Source organism: Marinimicrobium sp. UBA4509, assembly GCF_002388575.1.
In the GTDB taxonomy this organism is placed as follows: Bacteria; Pseudomonadota; Gammaproteobacteria; order Pseudomonadales; family Cellvibrionaceae; genus Marinimicrobium; species Marinimicrobium koreense.
In genome coordinates this window covers 14,600-29,047 of the sequence record NZ_DGMV01000055.1, presented here as the reverse complement: position 1 = coordinate 29,047, position 14,448 = coordinate 14,600, and the positions used below count along the sequence as shown (strand labels likewise).

13 protein-coding genes are annotated in these 14,448 nt (G+C 52.4%); 2 read left to right on the top strand and 11 right to left on the bottom strand.

Annotated features, from left to right (window positions below):
* Positions 1-178: 178 nt before the first annotated feature.
* The 11 genes from B3520_RS10695 to B3520_RS10645 form a co-directional block, all read right to left on the bottom strand.
* Positions 179-532, bottom strand: a complete 354-nt coding sequence (locus B3520_RS10695; RefSeq protein ID WP_286805568.1) for a hypothetical protein — start codon at positions 530-532, stop codon at positions 179-181.
* Between the two features lie 427 nt (positions 533-959).
* Entirely contained in the window at positions 960-1,379 is a 420-nt protein-coding gene (locus B3520_RS10690) for a hypothetical protein (protein ID WP_286805566.1), read from the bottom strand.
* Between the two features lie 148 nt (positions 1,380-1,527).
* Positions 1,528-1,953: a hypothetical protein gene (locus B3520_RS10685; RefSeq protein ID WP_286805564.1), complete on the bottom strand. Its 426-nt coding sequence runs from the start codon at positions 1,951-1,953 to the stop codon at positions 1,528-1,530.
* A gap of 311 nt (positions 1,954-2,264) precedes the next feature.
* Positions 2,265-4,256 (bottom strand): DUF3732 domain-containing protein, encoded by a 1,992-nt coding sequence (locus B3520_RS10680; RefSeq protein WP_286805572.1) that lies wholly within the window; start codon positions 4,254-4,256, stop codon positions 2,265-2,267.
* Positions 4,257-4,261: 5 nt separating this feature from the next.
* Positions 4,262-4,765, bottom strand: a complete 504-nt coding sequence (locus B3520_RS10675; RefSeq protein ID WP_286805563.1) for a three component ABC system middle component — start codon at positions 4,763-4,765, stop codon at positions 4,262-4,264.
* Between the two features lie 7 nt (positions 4,766-4,772).
* The gene (locus B3520_RS10670) at positions 4,773-5,831 is read right to left on the bottom strand and encodes an ABC-three component system protein (protein ID WP_286805562.1); all 1,059 of its coding nucleotides are present in this window, start codon (positions 5,829-5,831) and stop codon (positions 4,773-4,775) included.
* Between the two features lie 298 nt (positions 5,832-6,129).
* The gene (locus B3520_RS10665; protein ID WP_286805561.1) at positions 6,130-6,501 is read right to left on the bottom strand and encodes a hypothetical protein; all 372 of its coding nucleotides are present in this window, start codon (positions 6,499-6,501) and stop codon (positions 6,130-6,132) included.
* Between the two features lie 533 nt (positions 6,502-7,034).
* The gene (locus tag B3520_RS10660; RefSeq protein ID WP_286805559.1) at positions 7,035-8,543 is read right to left on the bottom strand and encodes a SpoVR family protein; all 1,509 of its coding nucleotides are present in this window, start codon (positions 8,541-8,543) and stop codon (positions 7,035-7,037) included.
* A gap of 3 nt (positions 8,544-8,546) precedes the next feature.
* Positions 8,547-9,833: a YeaH/YhbH family protein gene (locus B3520_RS10655; RefSeq protein WP_286805557.1), complete on the bottom strand. Its 1,287-nt coding sequence runs from the start codon at positions 9,831-9,833 to the stop codon at positions 8,547-8,549.
* A gap of 49 nt (positions 9,834-9,882) precedes the next feature.
* Entirely contained in the window at positions 9,883-11,805 is a 1,923-nt protein-coding gene (locus tag B3520_RS10650) for a PrkA family serine protein kinase (protein ID WP_123638090.1), read from the bottom strand.
* Between the two features lie 85 nt (positions 11,806-11,890).
* Positions 11,891-12,103, bottom strand: coding sequence for a hypothetical protein (locus B3520_RS10645; RefSeq protein WP_286805555.1), 213 nt, complete (start codon positions 12,101-12,103; stop codon positions 11,891-11,893).
* 75 nt (positions 12,104-12,178) lie between these two features.
* Here B3520_RS10645 and galE point away from each other — a divergent pair, with 75 nt between their 5' ends.
* Positions 12,179-13,237: a UDP-glucose 4-epimerase GalE gene (gene galE / locus B3520_RS10640; protein WP_286805553.1), complete on the top strand. Its 1,059-nt coding sequence runs from the start codon at positions 12,179-12,181 to the stop codon at positions 13,235-13,237.
* Between the two features lie 139 nt (positions 13,238-13,376).
* Positions 13,377-14,327, top strand: coding sequence for a calcium/sodium antiporter (locus B3520_RS10635; RefSeq protein ID WP_286805551.1), 951 nt, complete (start codon positions 13,377-13,379; stop codon positions 14,325-14,327).
* Positions 14,328-14,448 lie beyond the last annotated feature (121 nt).

The following is a 14,448-nucleotide window of genomic DNA, read 5'->3' as shown; positions in this document are numbered from 1 at the left end:
AGATTTGGTCTGAACTAATACAACTAAAATCAACCAGTCCCAAGCCCTTTCAGTTAATCGTCATTGTCCATCATTCACCTCAAGTGCCAACGCCGTGCACAGTGGAGAGCGACGCACGAGCGAGTCCGGCGAAGGGCGGAGGACCTAGCGATATGATGCACTTTGCTAAGTAAAGCGCTCAAAATTGCCCATGCGTAGGTGTTAGAAGGCCAGGGCAAATTTCGACATAGCCAAATTTTGACAAAGCGTGATATTCGAACCTACGGTGCTGCCCCATTTCAGTCCAGCATTTCGGAACTACAAATGAGTTGCCTAAAACAAAGGTTGCCGCTTCGTTTCCAGGCTTGAATTTCACGATATAATAAATACGGTTCACCCCTTTGGTCCCATGTAGCCAGTATGGGGCTATATAAGTCGCGTCGTTCTCCTTCAGCTTAGGAGTGCCCAATTTGGAGGTAATCCAGACCACGTTCTCATGTGATACATGGTTGGTGAACGCTTCGGTTTCTGGAACAACTATTACATTTGGCATTCAATTCTCCACTACGTAACGCCCCGGTTGTGGAGCGGGATGGCAGTCCCGGCCCTGCAGGGGCGACAACAGCTGATTGGTTTAGCTTTAAAGACAATGGATTCCCCAAGGGTAACGAATTAACAACCGGACCTCCTCTCCCTTTTCGGAAGCGCCCAAGTCTGAGTTCAGGACACTCCCAACTTTTTTCATTAATTCAGTAGTGAAGGATTCTACATCCTCGTCGTGATCAAACCCTAGGCTGGAGCTCAGTTCTTCCGTGGCTGCTTCTATTTCTACTCGAGCCCAGTCAAGGAATTCTTCCCTAGGAAGGGACAATAATTTCCCTTCTATGTATGCACTAGACATCTAATGGCTCCTAAACGCCGCCATCAAGTGCGAAAAGCCAGAACGAGGTGGTGGGTTTTGGGTCCCGCTGACTGGCGTGTTATGCGCCACCGGTAAAAACTGCCTTGACTAGATTTTTTACAACCTCATCGACACTTAAGTTCTTTAGACTTTGTACCCTTTTTGCTAAAGCAGAGCCAAGATCATCGTCATTACCTACCAGGCCATCAGGAGTGCTTCGGAGTTTTTCTAACCCTTTAGCGGTTAGTTTCATGTTGTATTTTGGTATTCCCGTATCATGACCCTCCCAGCCATAGTACGAAATATAGCCATTCTGCTTTAGAAACACGATACTTTGATTCACCGCTTTTATTTTCCTATTTGTTTCATCCGAAATACTCTGCTGATCATATAGGCCAAGGCAATGATCTCTAAACTCCTCTATCTCTAAAGGGAACTGACTATAAAGTTGAGCTAGAACCTTTGCACAAGTTGCATCGAATAAGTCAATACTATTCAAAATTACACCTTTCTCCAATTGATCGAATAGCGCCGATCAGAACGCGCGGATTTGGTTTTGTAGTGGTGAAGGTTCAGCAGGCAAAGCCGCAACGAAACTGCTGCCACTGTGCTTGGAGTTGTAAGAGTAAGAGCCTGCAAGCGAGCCTCTATGATTCTAGCTCAAGATCCAAGTCCCTAAGAAAAGAAAGCACTTCCTCACAGAACTCCACGGCGGGATAGCCCTTGCTCTTGTACATTCCTATTTGGAAGTCATCCGGTAGCTGGTTGCCGGCTTCCATGATCTCTATGCCTCCATCGTGAGTGCTTCGATTTCGGAACTTATATAGCTTTTTCATCAGTTCCGACAGCCCAGACGTCTTTATAAATCCTGATATATTCTTCTTCTGGGAAACTTTGACATATTTCCTCAGCGTTTCTAAAGCCTCCCGGTCTTCAACTGGTTCGCCTGAATCCGGATCACAAAACGCATAATATAGATAGGTCGCCTTGAACTCAAGAAATCCATAACACCCATTGAGAAAAGCGCCCAGCAGCCACCGAAACTTGTCCCGGTCACGTTCTACGGCTAGCAAAGAATAAAAGAACTAACACTCATTCATTTTATCGTCTGGAAGCACTACAGAAGACAAGTCTAGGTCTTTAAGAATTGGACGGAGATCTACCATTTGGTGCTCCTCTAATCGCTCGAGCTTACTCGCAATTTTGAAGCTGCATGACGGTGGAATTCTCGCTGAGCAGCCGATTTTTATACGACATTCGGTCCCTCACCAAAAAATTCATTAGCCGGCCGATTGCTTACGCGGATTGCCCCGGGATCCTAGTAGTACTACAATCTCTCAGGCCGCGTCCTACGCTCTAATTGGTAAAACAAATCCAGCGTACTCTATGCGTCGGTATACCATTCTGGAGGTATGAGTTTTTTACCATCCCGCCATTCATCCACTTCGTGGACATTATTGATGTTCCCATAGATAGCCTTATCTGCATGATCAAGAACGATAAATTGCCAGGACGAATCCGGTTTTGACAAGGATTCTGACAAGGTTCTAAATATCTTCTTAACTGCATCAGAATCTTCATCCTTGTAATTTTTGAAATCTTCTTCCCTTTCATCCCCTTCAACCAACGTGACTTTCGGGAAATAAACCTGACTTGGCTGATCGAAGATGACAAAACTGGGAACGCTAGAGCCTGGCAGGCTGGCAAAAAACTCCTGAAATGCGCACATAGCCGCTATATGGAAAGAGACCCAGTTAGAAGCACTACCGACTTCAGCAAGGAAGTGCCAATCCCCCTCATTGCCCCGTACCTTGATGGTCAACTCTTTGATGTCAATTTTTGCCCTGGACTGCCTGTATTTTTCTTCGACGTCAAGGTGCTGAAGATATGAGAGCATAAGGTCATCAATTATATCGGTCGCGGCATCTACTCTTCTTAAAATAGCGCTTTCATTCACCAGTGGTTTCAATTGATCGTGCTCGTCCTGAAGTCTCTGAATCTGACCTTCCAGGTCGCCGCCTTCAATGAGCTTTTCGAACCGCTCTAGAGATGAGCGGAAGTGGCCAAGAAAGATATACATATCTTTGTTTCTATAAAAGCTGTTTCGAGCCTGTTCGTCCTCCTGTACAAGCCGGTCATAGCGTTCTTGAAGTGCGCTCCTTTGCTCAAGTACGTCTTCCAAGTCCTGCTTAAGTCGCTGTTCTTCCCTGTCAAAAGTGGTGGGAATAACCCGGAATTTACTCGCTTCATCCTCATATTCTTCAAGAACGGCTGAAATCTTGTTGATTTCGCCAAGCGCGTTAGAATGAGCGGTCTCACCACATACGGGGCAACTTTCTGTATGCTCCGCTACATCTGTCAGCCATTTAGAAAGGTGAAGGCGGTCAGCCTTCTTTCTGGCAACAGAGCCGTAATCCGTAAAACCACTCTTCAGTCTTTTAACATCTTCAAGGCGTTTCTTTATTCTCGCAATTTGGGAAGCCAGATCGTCGTCCTGAGTATCAAGCCTTATGAGCTCTTCGCTTGAAGCCTGGATCTGATCTTCACCGACACGGGGGCTGTTCGGGCTTCTCTCAACCAACTCGTTACCGACCTCTAGAAGCCTCTCAGGATCGTCAGACTGAGAGAAATCAGCATCGACCAGTCCATAATTGAACGCTGTCATCAGATGTCCAAATATGTTGGACTTCCACTCTTCTGAAATCGCACGCTCTTTCTCAAGTTCCCGCCGCAATCTGTTTAGCTTTCGCTCAAGCACTTGCAATCGCTGACGGGCCTTCAAGACATCCACGTTCTCCGCCCCAAGAATAAAAGGAAACCAAGTGCGTAGTTTTTCTCGATGCTCATGAGCATGAGTTTTGTAAAACAGAATATTCTGGTTGGCGACAATATCCTGTGTCTGAAATACAAAGCCCATTAGATCGCGAATGCTCAGGCGGGATTTAAAACTGTTTTGCGATGCTTCGTCGGGGTCGAGGCTGAAATACGGCAGCAGAGCGATTTCATTCAGTGAGTGTTTGACATCCGCAATCGAAGCATTTCTGTCTTCCAGTACAGGTGGAATCGAAACGATCGTTCCTTTGTGGTAGTAAAAGTCATTAGACGGTTCGCTGCCAGTTGGAACTCTTCTCGCGATAAGTATCTGATCTTGATCAAGCTGGAGTATGACGCCGTACCAAGATGCATAATCTCTGATAGTGTCAATAGGAATGCTGCACGAACTGGAACCAAGACAGTAATCTATAATCGGTATTATTGCGGACTTTCCGGTACGGGATGCTCCTGTGATAACATTGACTTTGTCAAGTTCGAACTCTACTTCTCTTGGTGGAAAGTCTGAATTTTTAGGCCAGATAATCAACTTCTTTATCTTCATATTCACTATAACACCACCTTTAATAACGTAGAAACCTGACTGACAGAGTAGGCTGAAAACCACTTACCTAACGTCTCTGCTTTATTGCCTAAAGATTTGACGCTTTGCTTCGGTGTCATGCCCCGCCTCGGCTTTCCCGTCAGGGTTTTAGGATAAAGGCAGGCATCTTCAGGATTGAGAAACAGGAGACCATGATGAATAGCTAAGTCGATCGAACTTAAAGTATATGACTTCGTCTTGTTCACGCGGTCCTGAATCGAAAGGAAAAGATCGACGTCCCCTTTATCGGTAAAGCTCCTAGCGTAGGAAGCAAGATCGTTCCTAAGGTTGGTGACGGGATCGCTAAGACGCTTGTTTGTCAAAATTGCAGATGCAAGGAAATGCAACAATAGGACAGGGGGGTTACCTTCGGAGTGATGATCTGTATAGCCTGTTGTAAATCGCCAAAGAACGTACGATCCGACAATCGGTGTATTCCAGACTCTCACTTCTTCAACGAGATTGCTCATAAGCCCTCTACTTACTGTTTTTCAGCAAATCGTTCCATGATTCATGCCACCATAACTCATTTTCATTTGCTAGATTGTGGTATGTTCCGCGAACAAAATGAGAAAGAACAGGCTGGTTTCCTATTGTTGACTGCCTTTCCTTGCAATTGTGGTACAGAAGCTGTCCGCGTTCTTCTGGCTTTAGTGATTTTTCGGTAATGGAGATCTTTTTGAAGGTGCTGTTCCAATAGCTTCTAAGACTTTCTTCGAACTCCTGAGCCGATGCTTCGTCGATCAACTCGCTCTCTATCCATTTATCCGCATTTACCTTCCTGCGCAGAAAATCGGATACTGCTGAAATTTGTTCATGGTCTTCAATGTCGATTATCTGTAGTTGTTTCAAGTATCTCGGATATGCCTTAATCTGCTTGCGAACATCCTCGTGTTCGGCTGCATACTCCTTAGTGAAGTCGATTAATTCTCTGGCTCTGACTCTTTCGAATAGGACCAAAAATCTGTTCTCATATTCCGTCCATGGTATGATGGCTAGTTCGCCGACAGCGATCCTAGCCATCACAGAATTTGTTATCCAGCCGACTAATTCATCATGAACATAATCGACATGGTGATGGGATACTAAAATCATATCAGATAGAATCTGTTTTATTTCCTCGCTACCGGTTTTGGTGCCTACGATAAATTCAAAAGACTGAACTATAGATTTAAATAATTCTTTATTGTCAAGAATATATGAAAGGTACAAAAAGATTGGATGAGGTGTTTCCAGAGATTCGAATAGGTTTTCGACATCTTCGACACATCTATTTATTTCTTCAGGACTTTGAGCATCAGATAGCGCATCGACTATCCCTGTATTACCTTCGTGGCTGGCATATAAAATGAACTTTGTTCCCCCTAAATCTATCAAACCGTCATTCAGTGCATGGATCCAGTTATAGAACGTTTTCCAGAGATCGGTTGACTTGTCCGTAACCGGATTTCTGCTCAAAGACGACTTGTCTTCTTCTTCAATATTACTTCCGTTGTTGAGCATTACCGCCACGTCACCGGTGACCTCAACGCTCACAGACGATCCGCGTCCTGATTGCAGTAAGTGAATCAGCGCCCGTTGGAGCTGAAGCTGATATCCTAGCAATTGTCCCGCTGCGGTAGGCATATGAAACGTCCTTTGGTTCTTATCAAATACTTGTTGACATCTTGATGCTTACGCTTTCAGGTTGGATTTCGGTTAGTCTAATTAACGTCCGCTTTGGGCCGAAAGTGAATCTACTCCGAACCTCTCAATGCTGCAGCACGCACAGGATTGTAGTAGAGGCTAAATCGCAACGAAAAGGCTGTCATCGTGCTTGGCTTGTTCGTCAAGATTAAGTTGTGAAATGTGTCCAATTTCTGTTCAAATCAAAGATATTAAAATTACCGTTTCCTGAAGGGACCCAGAAAGCTACCCAGTTTCTGTTGATATCAAACTGGTTGAAGCCTCCATGATTATTGGAAGCTGTAAATGCCACCCATTCTCGGTTCGTATCAAAGATAAGAAGGACCTTGCTGTTCGCGGTTACTGAGAATCCGACAAGATTGCGCTGCACATCAAAAATATACTTACCTTCAATATTCATCGAGCGGTTCGGATCGATACTCAATGTTCGATTTGGATCAATCGACATTGTACGCCGCGGGTCAATGGACATTGTTCTATGTGGATCGATTGACATTGTTCTATTTGGGTCAATCGACATAGTCCGTCGTGGATCGATCGACATAGTTCTATGTGGATCAACGGACATTGTTCTATGTGGATCGATCGACATCGTCCGCCGGGGGTCAATGGACATGGTTCTATGTGGATCTACCGACATAGACTTCGAGGGGTCACGTGATAATGGAATCTGCATAGTTTTCCTTTGGCTAACATTAGTATGTCGCACGTGTGCGATATCAAATCAATAAAATTCCTCTAAAATTATTGTAAACAGTTGATTTGTAGATTGTATAACTCACTCTTTCGTGATTGTCGCCGGATAAAAACGAGCATGCTTAATATCCTTCTAGCTAGTGCCCTATATCATTCCATCTATGATGGTAACTGTTTGTTTTTGCGAGAAAATTCTAAGAACGGTGCGCTTAACAAGCTCCCTCTTATCAACTCACGCATTTTGGCAGGTAGCCACCATGGCTACATCCGTACATCTAAGGTCTAAAGTGCCACATTGGACGCCAGCAGGCAACCTTTTCGGAGGAGAAAGTTGGGTCGCTTTACAGGTTTCGTTTATCACTCACTGGCCACCGGCGGACAATGAAAACTCTGCTGCACCTTCTCTCCATCCATAGAATGCAAATGCACATCAAACCCCCACAGCCTATGCAGGTGGCGAATCACTTCCTGGGCGGAGTTGTCCAGCGGCTTCCTGGAGTGGCGGGTGTGGTGCAGGGTGATGGAGCGGTCGCCTCGTATGTCGACACTTTGTACCTGGATGTTGGGCTCGCGATTGCCCAGGTTGTACAGGCCCGCCAGGGACTGGCGCACGGCGCGGTAGCCTTCTTCGTCGTGGATGGCGTTGACTTCGATATGGGGTTCGCGGTCGTCGTCTACCACGGTGAAGAGTTTCAGGTCTCGGATGATTTTGGGCGATAGGAACTGCAGGATGAAGCTCTCATCTTTGAAGTTGCGCATGGCGAAGTGCAGGGTTTCATTCCAGTCGCTGCCGGCGATGTCCGGGAACCAGTAGCGGTCTTCCTCGGTGGGGCGCTCGCAGATGCGGCGGATGTCCATCATCATGTTGAACCCCAGGGTGTAGGGGTTGATGCCGCTGTAGTGGGGGCTGTCGTAGGGCGGCTGGTAAATCACGCTGGAGTGGGACTGCAGGAACTCCATCATGAAGGCGTCGGTGACCAGGCCCCGGTCATACATCTCGTTGAGCAGGGTGTAGTGCCAGAAGCAGGCCCAGCCTTCGTTCATCACCTGGGTTTGCCGCTGGGGGTAGAAGTACTGGGCGATTTTGCGCACGATGCGCACCACTTCGCGTTGCCAGGGTTCCAGTAGGGGGGCGTTCTTCTCGATGAAGTACAGCAGGTTTTCCTGGGGTTCGCTGGGGTAGCGCTGTTTCGGGGCGGGGTCTTCCGCCTCCGGGGTCATCCGGGGGATGGTTCGCCACAGGTCGTTCACCTGCCGCTGCAGGTATTCTTCGCGCTCCTTCTGCCGCTCCCGCTCGTCCCAGGCGGAGATGGGGGAGGGGCGTTTGTAGCGGTCCACGCCGTAGTTCATCAGGGCGTGGCAGGAGTCCAGGGTCTCTTCCACAGCGCTGATGCCGTAGCGCTCTTCGCACTGGGCGATGTAGTTCTTGGCAAACACCAGGTAGTCGATGATGGAGCTGGCGTCGGTCCAGGTGCGGAACAGGTAGTTGCCTTTGAAGAAGGAGTTGTGGCCGTAGCAGGCGTGGGCGATCACCAGCGCCTGCATGGTGATGGTGTTCTCCTCCATCAGGTAGGCGATGCAGGGGTTGGAGTTGATCACGATTTCGTAGGCCAGCCCCATCTGCCCCCGGGTGTAGGCGTTTTCCACGGACAGGAACTGTTTGCCGTAGGACCAGTGGTGGTAGCCCAGAGGCATGCCCGCTGCGGAGTAGGCGTCCATCATCTGTTCGGAGCTGATGATCTCGATCTGGTTGGGGTAGGTGTCCAGCCCGAACTCTTTGGCAATACCGGCGATGGCCCGGTCGTATTCCTCGACCAGCTCGAAGGTCCAGTCGGCGCCGGTGGATATGGGTTTGCGCTCACTCATGACTTAACCCGCCTGCCGGTGCGTGTCTTTATGGAACAGCTCGCGAAACACCGGGTAGATGTCGCGCACGTCGGTGATCTGTTCCATGGCGAAGATGTGCGGGAAGCGCTCCTGCACTTCTTCGTACTCGTGCCAGAGCGCCTGATGCTCCCGCTGGGTGATTTCGATGTAGGAGAAGTACTGCACGTGGGGCAGTATGTCCTCACACAGTACCTGTTGGCACACGCTGGAGTCTTCGTTCCAGTTATCCCCGTCCGAAGCCTGGGCGCCGTAGATGTTCCACTCGCTGGTGGGGTAGCGCGCTTCCATGATGCTGTGCATCAGCTTCAGGGCGCTGGAGACGATGGTGCCGCCGGTTTCCCGGGAGTAGAAAAACTCTTCCTCGTCTACTTCCTTGGCGCTGGTGTGGTGGCGGATGAACACCACTTCGGTGTGTTCGTAGTTGCGCTGCAGAAACAGGTACAGGAGGATGAAAAAGCGCTTGGCCATGTCCTTGGTGGACTGGGTCATGGAGCCGGACACGTCCATCAGGCAGAACATCACCGCTTTGCTGCGCGGTATGGGGTGTTTGACGTGCAGGTTGTATTTCAGGTCGAAGGTGTCCAGCCAGGGGATGCGCTTGATCTTCGCCTCCAGCTCGACGATTTCCTCTTCTAGGCTTTTGACCTTGCGCGCGTCGTACAGGATGTCCTGCTTGGCCTGCTCCTCTTCAAGCTGGGCTTTTAGCTCCTTGAGGCGGCGGCGCTTTTTGGCGGTCAGGGCAATGCGCCGGGCGTGGGCGGAGCGCATGGAGCGCACCACGTTCAGTTGCCCGGGGTTGCCCTCGTTGCTGATGCCGGCCCGGTGGCGCTGGAAGTCGGTGTCGCCGATCAACTGGCGTTTGACCAGGTTGGGTAGCGCCAGGTCGTCAAACATGAAGTCCAGAAATTCGCTCTGGGATATCTGAAAAACAAATTCGTCTTCGCCCTCGCCGGAATCGCTGGCACCGGAGCCGCTGCCGCCACCGCCGCCGCTGGGCGGGCGGGCAATGCGATCTCCCCGGGTGAATTCCTTGTTGCCGGGCAACACGTTTTCCCGGTGGCCGCCCTGGCCGTGGTGGAATACCGGTTCGTGAATGTCCCGGGTGGGAATGCTGATTTTCTCGCCCTGCTCAATGTCGGTAATGGAGCGACGGCTGACCGCACCGGACACGGCTTTTTTGATGTGCTCTTTATAGCGACGCAGAAAGCGCTGCCGGTTGACGGCACTTTTGTTTTTGGCGTTCAGGCGACGGTCGACAATATGACTCATACGCTAACCTCGAAAAACCACCCTCGGCACCCCGGGTGGGGTGCTGGCTTTACTGGGACTTGCGGACCCGCAGATACCACTCCGACAGCAGCCGGACCTGCTTCTCCGTATAACCGCGCTCGATCATGCGCGCCACAAAGTCCTGGTGTTTTTTCTGGTCCGCGGCGGAGGCCTTGGCATTGAAGGAAATGACGGGCAGCAGGTCCTCGGTGTTGGAGAACATTTTCTGCTCGATCACCGAGCGCAACTTCTCGTAGCTGTTCCAGGCAGGGTTGCGGCCGTTGTTGTTGGCCCGGGCGCGCAGCACGAAGTTGACGATCTCGTTGCGGAAGTCCTTCGGGTTGCTGATGCCTGCGGGCTTCTCGATTTTTTCCAGTTCCTGGTTGAGGGCGCCCCGGTCGAGGATTTCCCCGGTGTCCGGGTCCCGGTATTCCTGGTCCTGAATCCAGAAGTCGGCAAAGGTGACGTAGCGGTCGAAAATGTTCTGCCCGTACTCGGTGTAGGATTCCAGATAGGCGGTCTGGATTTCCTTGCCGATAAAGTCCACATAGCGCGGTGCCAGGTACTCTTTGATAAAGCCCAGGTAGCGCTCGCGGGTTTCCGCGGGGAACTGTTCGCGCTCGATCTGCTGCTCCAGCACATAGAGCAGGTGCACCGGGTTGGCGGCCACTTCGGTGGGGTCGAAATTGAACACCTTGGACAGGATCTTGAACGCAAAGCGGGTGGATAGCCCGGTCATGCCCTCATCCACGCCGGCGGCGTCTCGGTATTCCTGGATGGACTTGGCTTTCGGGTCGGTGTCTTTCAGGCTCTCGCCGTCGTAGATGCGCATCTTCGAATAGATGTTGGAGTTTTCCGGCTCCTTCAGGCGCGAGAGCACCACAAACTTGGCCAGCATACGCAATGTGTCCGGGGCGCAGTGGGCGTTGTTCAGGGAGCTGTTTTCCAGCAGCTTCTCGTAAATTTTCACCTCTTCGGACACGCGCAGGCAGTAGGGCACCTTGACGATGTACACCCGGTCCAGAAAGGCCTCGTTGTTCTTGTTGTTCTTGAACGCCTGCCACTCGGATTCGTTGGAGTGGGCGAGAATGATGCCCTCAAAGGGAATGGCGCTCAAACCCTCGGTGCTGTTGTAGTTGCCCTCCTGGGTGGCGGTCAGCAGCGGGTGCAGCACCTTGATCGGCGCCTTGAACATTTCCACAAACTCCATCAGCCCCTGGTTGGCCCGGCACAGGCCGCCGGAGAAGCTGTAGGCGTCCGGGTCGTTCTGGGGGTAGTCCTCCAGCTTGCGGATATCCACCTTGCCCACCAGGGAGGAAATGTCCTGGTTGTTCTCATCGCCGGGTTCGGTTTTGGAAACGGCAATCTGGTCGAGAATCGACGGGAAGACTTTCACCACCTTGAACTGGCTGATGTCGCCCTCGTACTCGTGCAGGCGCTTGACCGCCCAGGGGGACATGATGGTTTTCAGGTAGCGCTGGGGAATGCCGTAGTCTTCTTCCAGAATCTGGCCGTCTTCGTCGGGGTTAAATAACCCCAGCGGCGATTCGAACACCGGGGAGCCTTTGAGGCAGTAGATGGGCATCTGTTGCATCAGGGCTTTGAGCTTTTCGGCCAGGGAGGACTTGCCGCCCCCGACCGGGCCGAGCAGGTACAGAATCTGTTTTTTCTCTTCCAGGCCCTGGGCGGCGTGCTTGAAGAAGGAGACGATCTGCTCGATGCACTCTTCCATGCCGTAGAACTCATGGAAGGCTTCGTAGCGCTTGATGACTTTGTTGGAAAAAATGCGGCTCAGCCGTGGGTCCAGGGAGGTGTCCACCAGCTCGGGTTCGCCAATGGCCATCAGCATCCGTTCGGCGGCGGTGGCGTAAACGCTGCGGTCCTGTTTACACAGGTCCAGGTACTCCTGAATGCTCAACTCTTCCTGTTGGGTTGAAATGTAACGTTCGCGGTAATGGTTGAAAATCGTCATCGATCCACCCCTGCGTTAAATGCATTACAGTCTTTAGCAGCCAGCTAACCACTGTCATTGATAAGCATAGTCCCAAAACCGTCATTCAGGCAGCGTCTTTACAAGGAAATTTTTTGACGCATTCGGCCTTTTCCATGAAAAACCATGGAAAAACAGTGCCAAGCCTGCCGGTATGAATCTGTTGCATGTTGATGTCAGGAAAAGGTCGTTTTTCTGGCTCTGCTTTGACTCGGACAAACCGCGTCAGGTTCCGGTATATACGTGTTGAAAGCGCCTTTGGAACACCGGAATGTGCCATAATGCAGCCAGCTTTCCGGGGTGTGACGCCGCGCTCCCGGCCCCTTGAAAATGACCGAACAAGAAGGACTTAAGTATGCACTCACCCTCAACAGACCGCAGCGCCCGCCCGGACATTCTGGTGACCGGCGGGGCGGGGTACATCGGCAGCCACGTGTGTGTGGAATTGGTGAAGGCCGGCTACCGCCCGGTGGTGGTGGACAACCTGAGCAACAGCAAGCGCGAAGTGATCGACCGGGTGGCGAGCATCTGCGGCGAGGCGCCGGTATTTTACGAGCTGGACCTGAACGATCGGCCCGCCCTGGAGGCGGTGTTCGAGAAGCACGCTTTTGGTGCGGTGATGCACTTTGCCGGGTTCAAGGCGGTGGGCGAGTCCAGCCAGATTCCCCTGACCTATTACCGCGAGAACGTCGGTGGCACCCTGACCCTGTGCGAGGTGATGGAAGCCTACGGTCAGGGCAACCTGATTTTCAGCTCCTCCGCCACGGTGTACGGCGACCCGGTGTCGGTGCCCATTGACGAGAGCTTCGCCACCAGCGCCACCAACCCCTACGGGCGCAGCAAGCTGATCATCGAGGAAATCCTGCGAGATGTGGCAGCGGCGCCGGAGGAACACCGCAAGGCGCCCTGGAATATCACCCTGTTGCGCTATTTTAACCCCGTAGGCGCCCACGAAAGCGGCCAGATCGGCGAAGATCCCGCCGGAATCCCCAATAACCTGCTGCCCTATGTGGCCCAGGTGGCCATTGGCAAGCTCAAGGAACTGAGTGTGTTTGGCGATGATTACGACACCGTGGATGGCACCGGGGTACGGGATTATATCCATGTGGTGGACCTGGCCAAGGGCCATGTGGCGGCGCTGGAAGCGCTGGAAAAAACCGGCCCCGGCTGCCGGGCCTATAACCTGGGCACAGGGGTGGGCTATTCGGTATTGCAGATGGTCGAGGCGTTTGAGAAGGCCAGCGGCCGGAAGGTGCCGTACCGCATCGCGCCGCGCCGGCCCGGGGATATCGCCAGTTGTTACGCCAATGCGGATTTGGCCAAGCGGGAGTTGGGTTGGCAGGCGGAGTTCGGGTTGGAGCGGATGATGGTGGATGCGTGGCGGTGGCAGTCGCAGAATCCGGAGGGGTATTGAGGTTTTGGGGGGGTGCGTCGGGGTTGGGTTACGGCGGATGCGCGCTGCGCGCTTATCCGCCCTACGCGGACTCCGTGCTATCCGTATCCAATCGTTGCCGCATCCACCATAACGAATCGTTAAAACAACGGGGGTGTTAATGGATTTCGTCTGGCTACTGTTGGGATTGGCCCTGCTAACCGGCGGTGGCGACACCCTGGTGCGCGGCGCCGTGGCCCTGGCGACCCGCTGGGGCGTATCACCGCTGCTGGCGGGGTTGGTGATTGTCGGCTTCGGCACCTCCTCACCGGAACTGGTGGTATCCCTGCAGGCCGCTTTGGAAAACACCCCGGATATTGCCCTGGGCAACGTGATCGGCAGCAATATCGCCAATATCCTGCTGATTCTGGGCCTCTGTGGGTTGGTACTGCCCCTGACCGTGCACACCAATGCCCTCAAACGGGACGGTCTGGCGATGGTGGCGGCGACGGTGTTCGCGCTGCTGATCATGCGCGACGGCGCTCTGGGATTTACCGATGGGGTGATGTTTCTGGTGGCGTTGGCCGTGTACCTTATCTGGTCTTATCGCACCGAGCGGGTGGACCCCCTTGGGCCTGAAGCGGAGCTGCACAAAGCCGAGGCCGCCTCAGTCACCCATCGCCCCCAGGCGCTCTGGTTGTCCGTCGCCATGACTCTGGGTGGCCTGGTGCTGCTGATTGTCGGCGCCCGCCTGTTTCTGCGCGGTGCCGTGGGTATCGGTGAGTGGCTGGGTATCCCGGAAGCGCTGATCGGCCTGACGTTAGTGGCGGTGGGTACGTCCCTGCCCGAGCTGGCGGTGTCCCTGATCGCGGTATTGCGCCGCCAGGCGGATGTGGCGGTGGGGAATATTCTGGGCAGTAATATCTTCAACCTGCTGGGGATTCTCGGGGTGTCGGCCGTCATCCAGCCATTGCCTCTGGCGGGGCGGTTGTTGGCGATCGACCAGTGGGTGATGTTGGCGGCAGTTTTGGCGTTGATGGCGTTTTTGTTGACCGGTAAACGGTTGAATCGCGTTGAGGCCGGGGTGTTGTTGGCCGGTTACGTCGTGTACGTTGGGTTTATGGCCGTGTGATTTGCCCGTAGGTCGGATTAGCGCGCAGCGCGTAATCCGACGTTTGGGGGATTCGGCATCCAGTGTCGAATTTGGGTAACGGCGAATGCCGCAACGTGTGGTTACGGCGGATGCGCGCTTC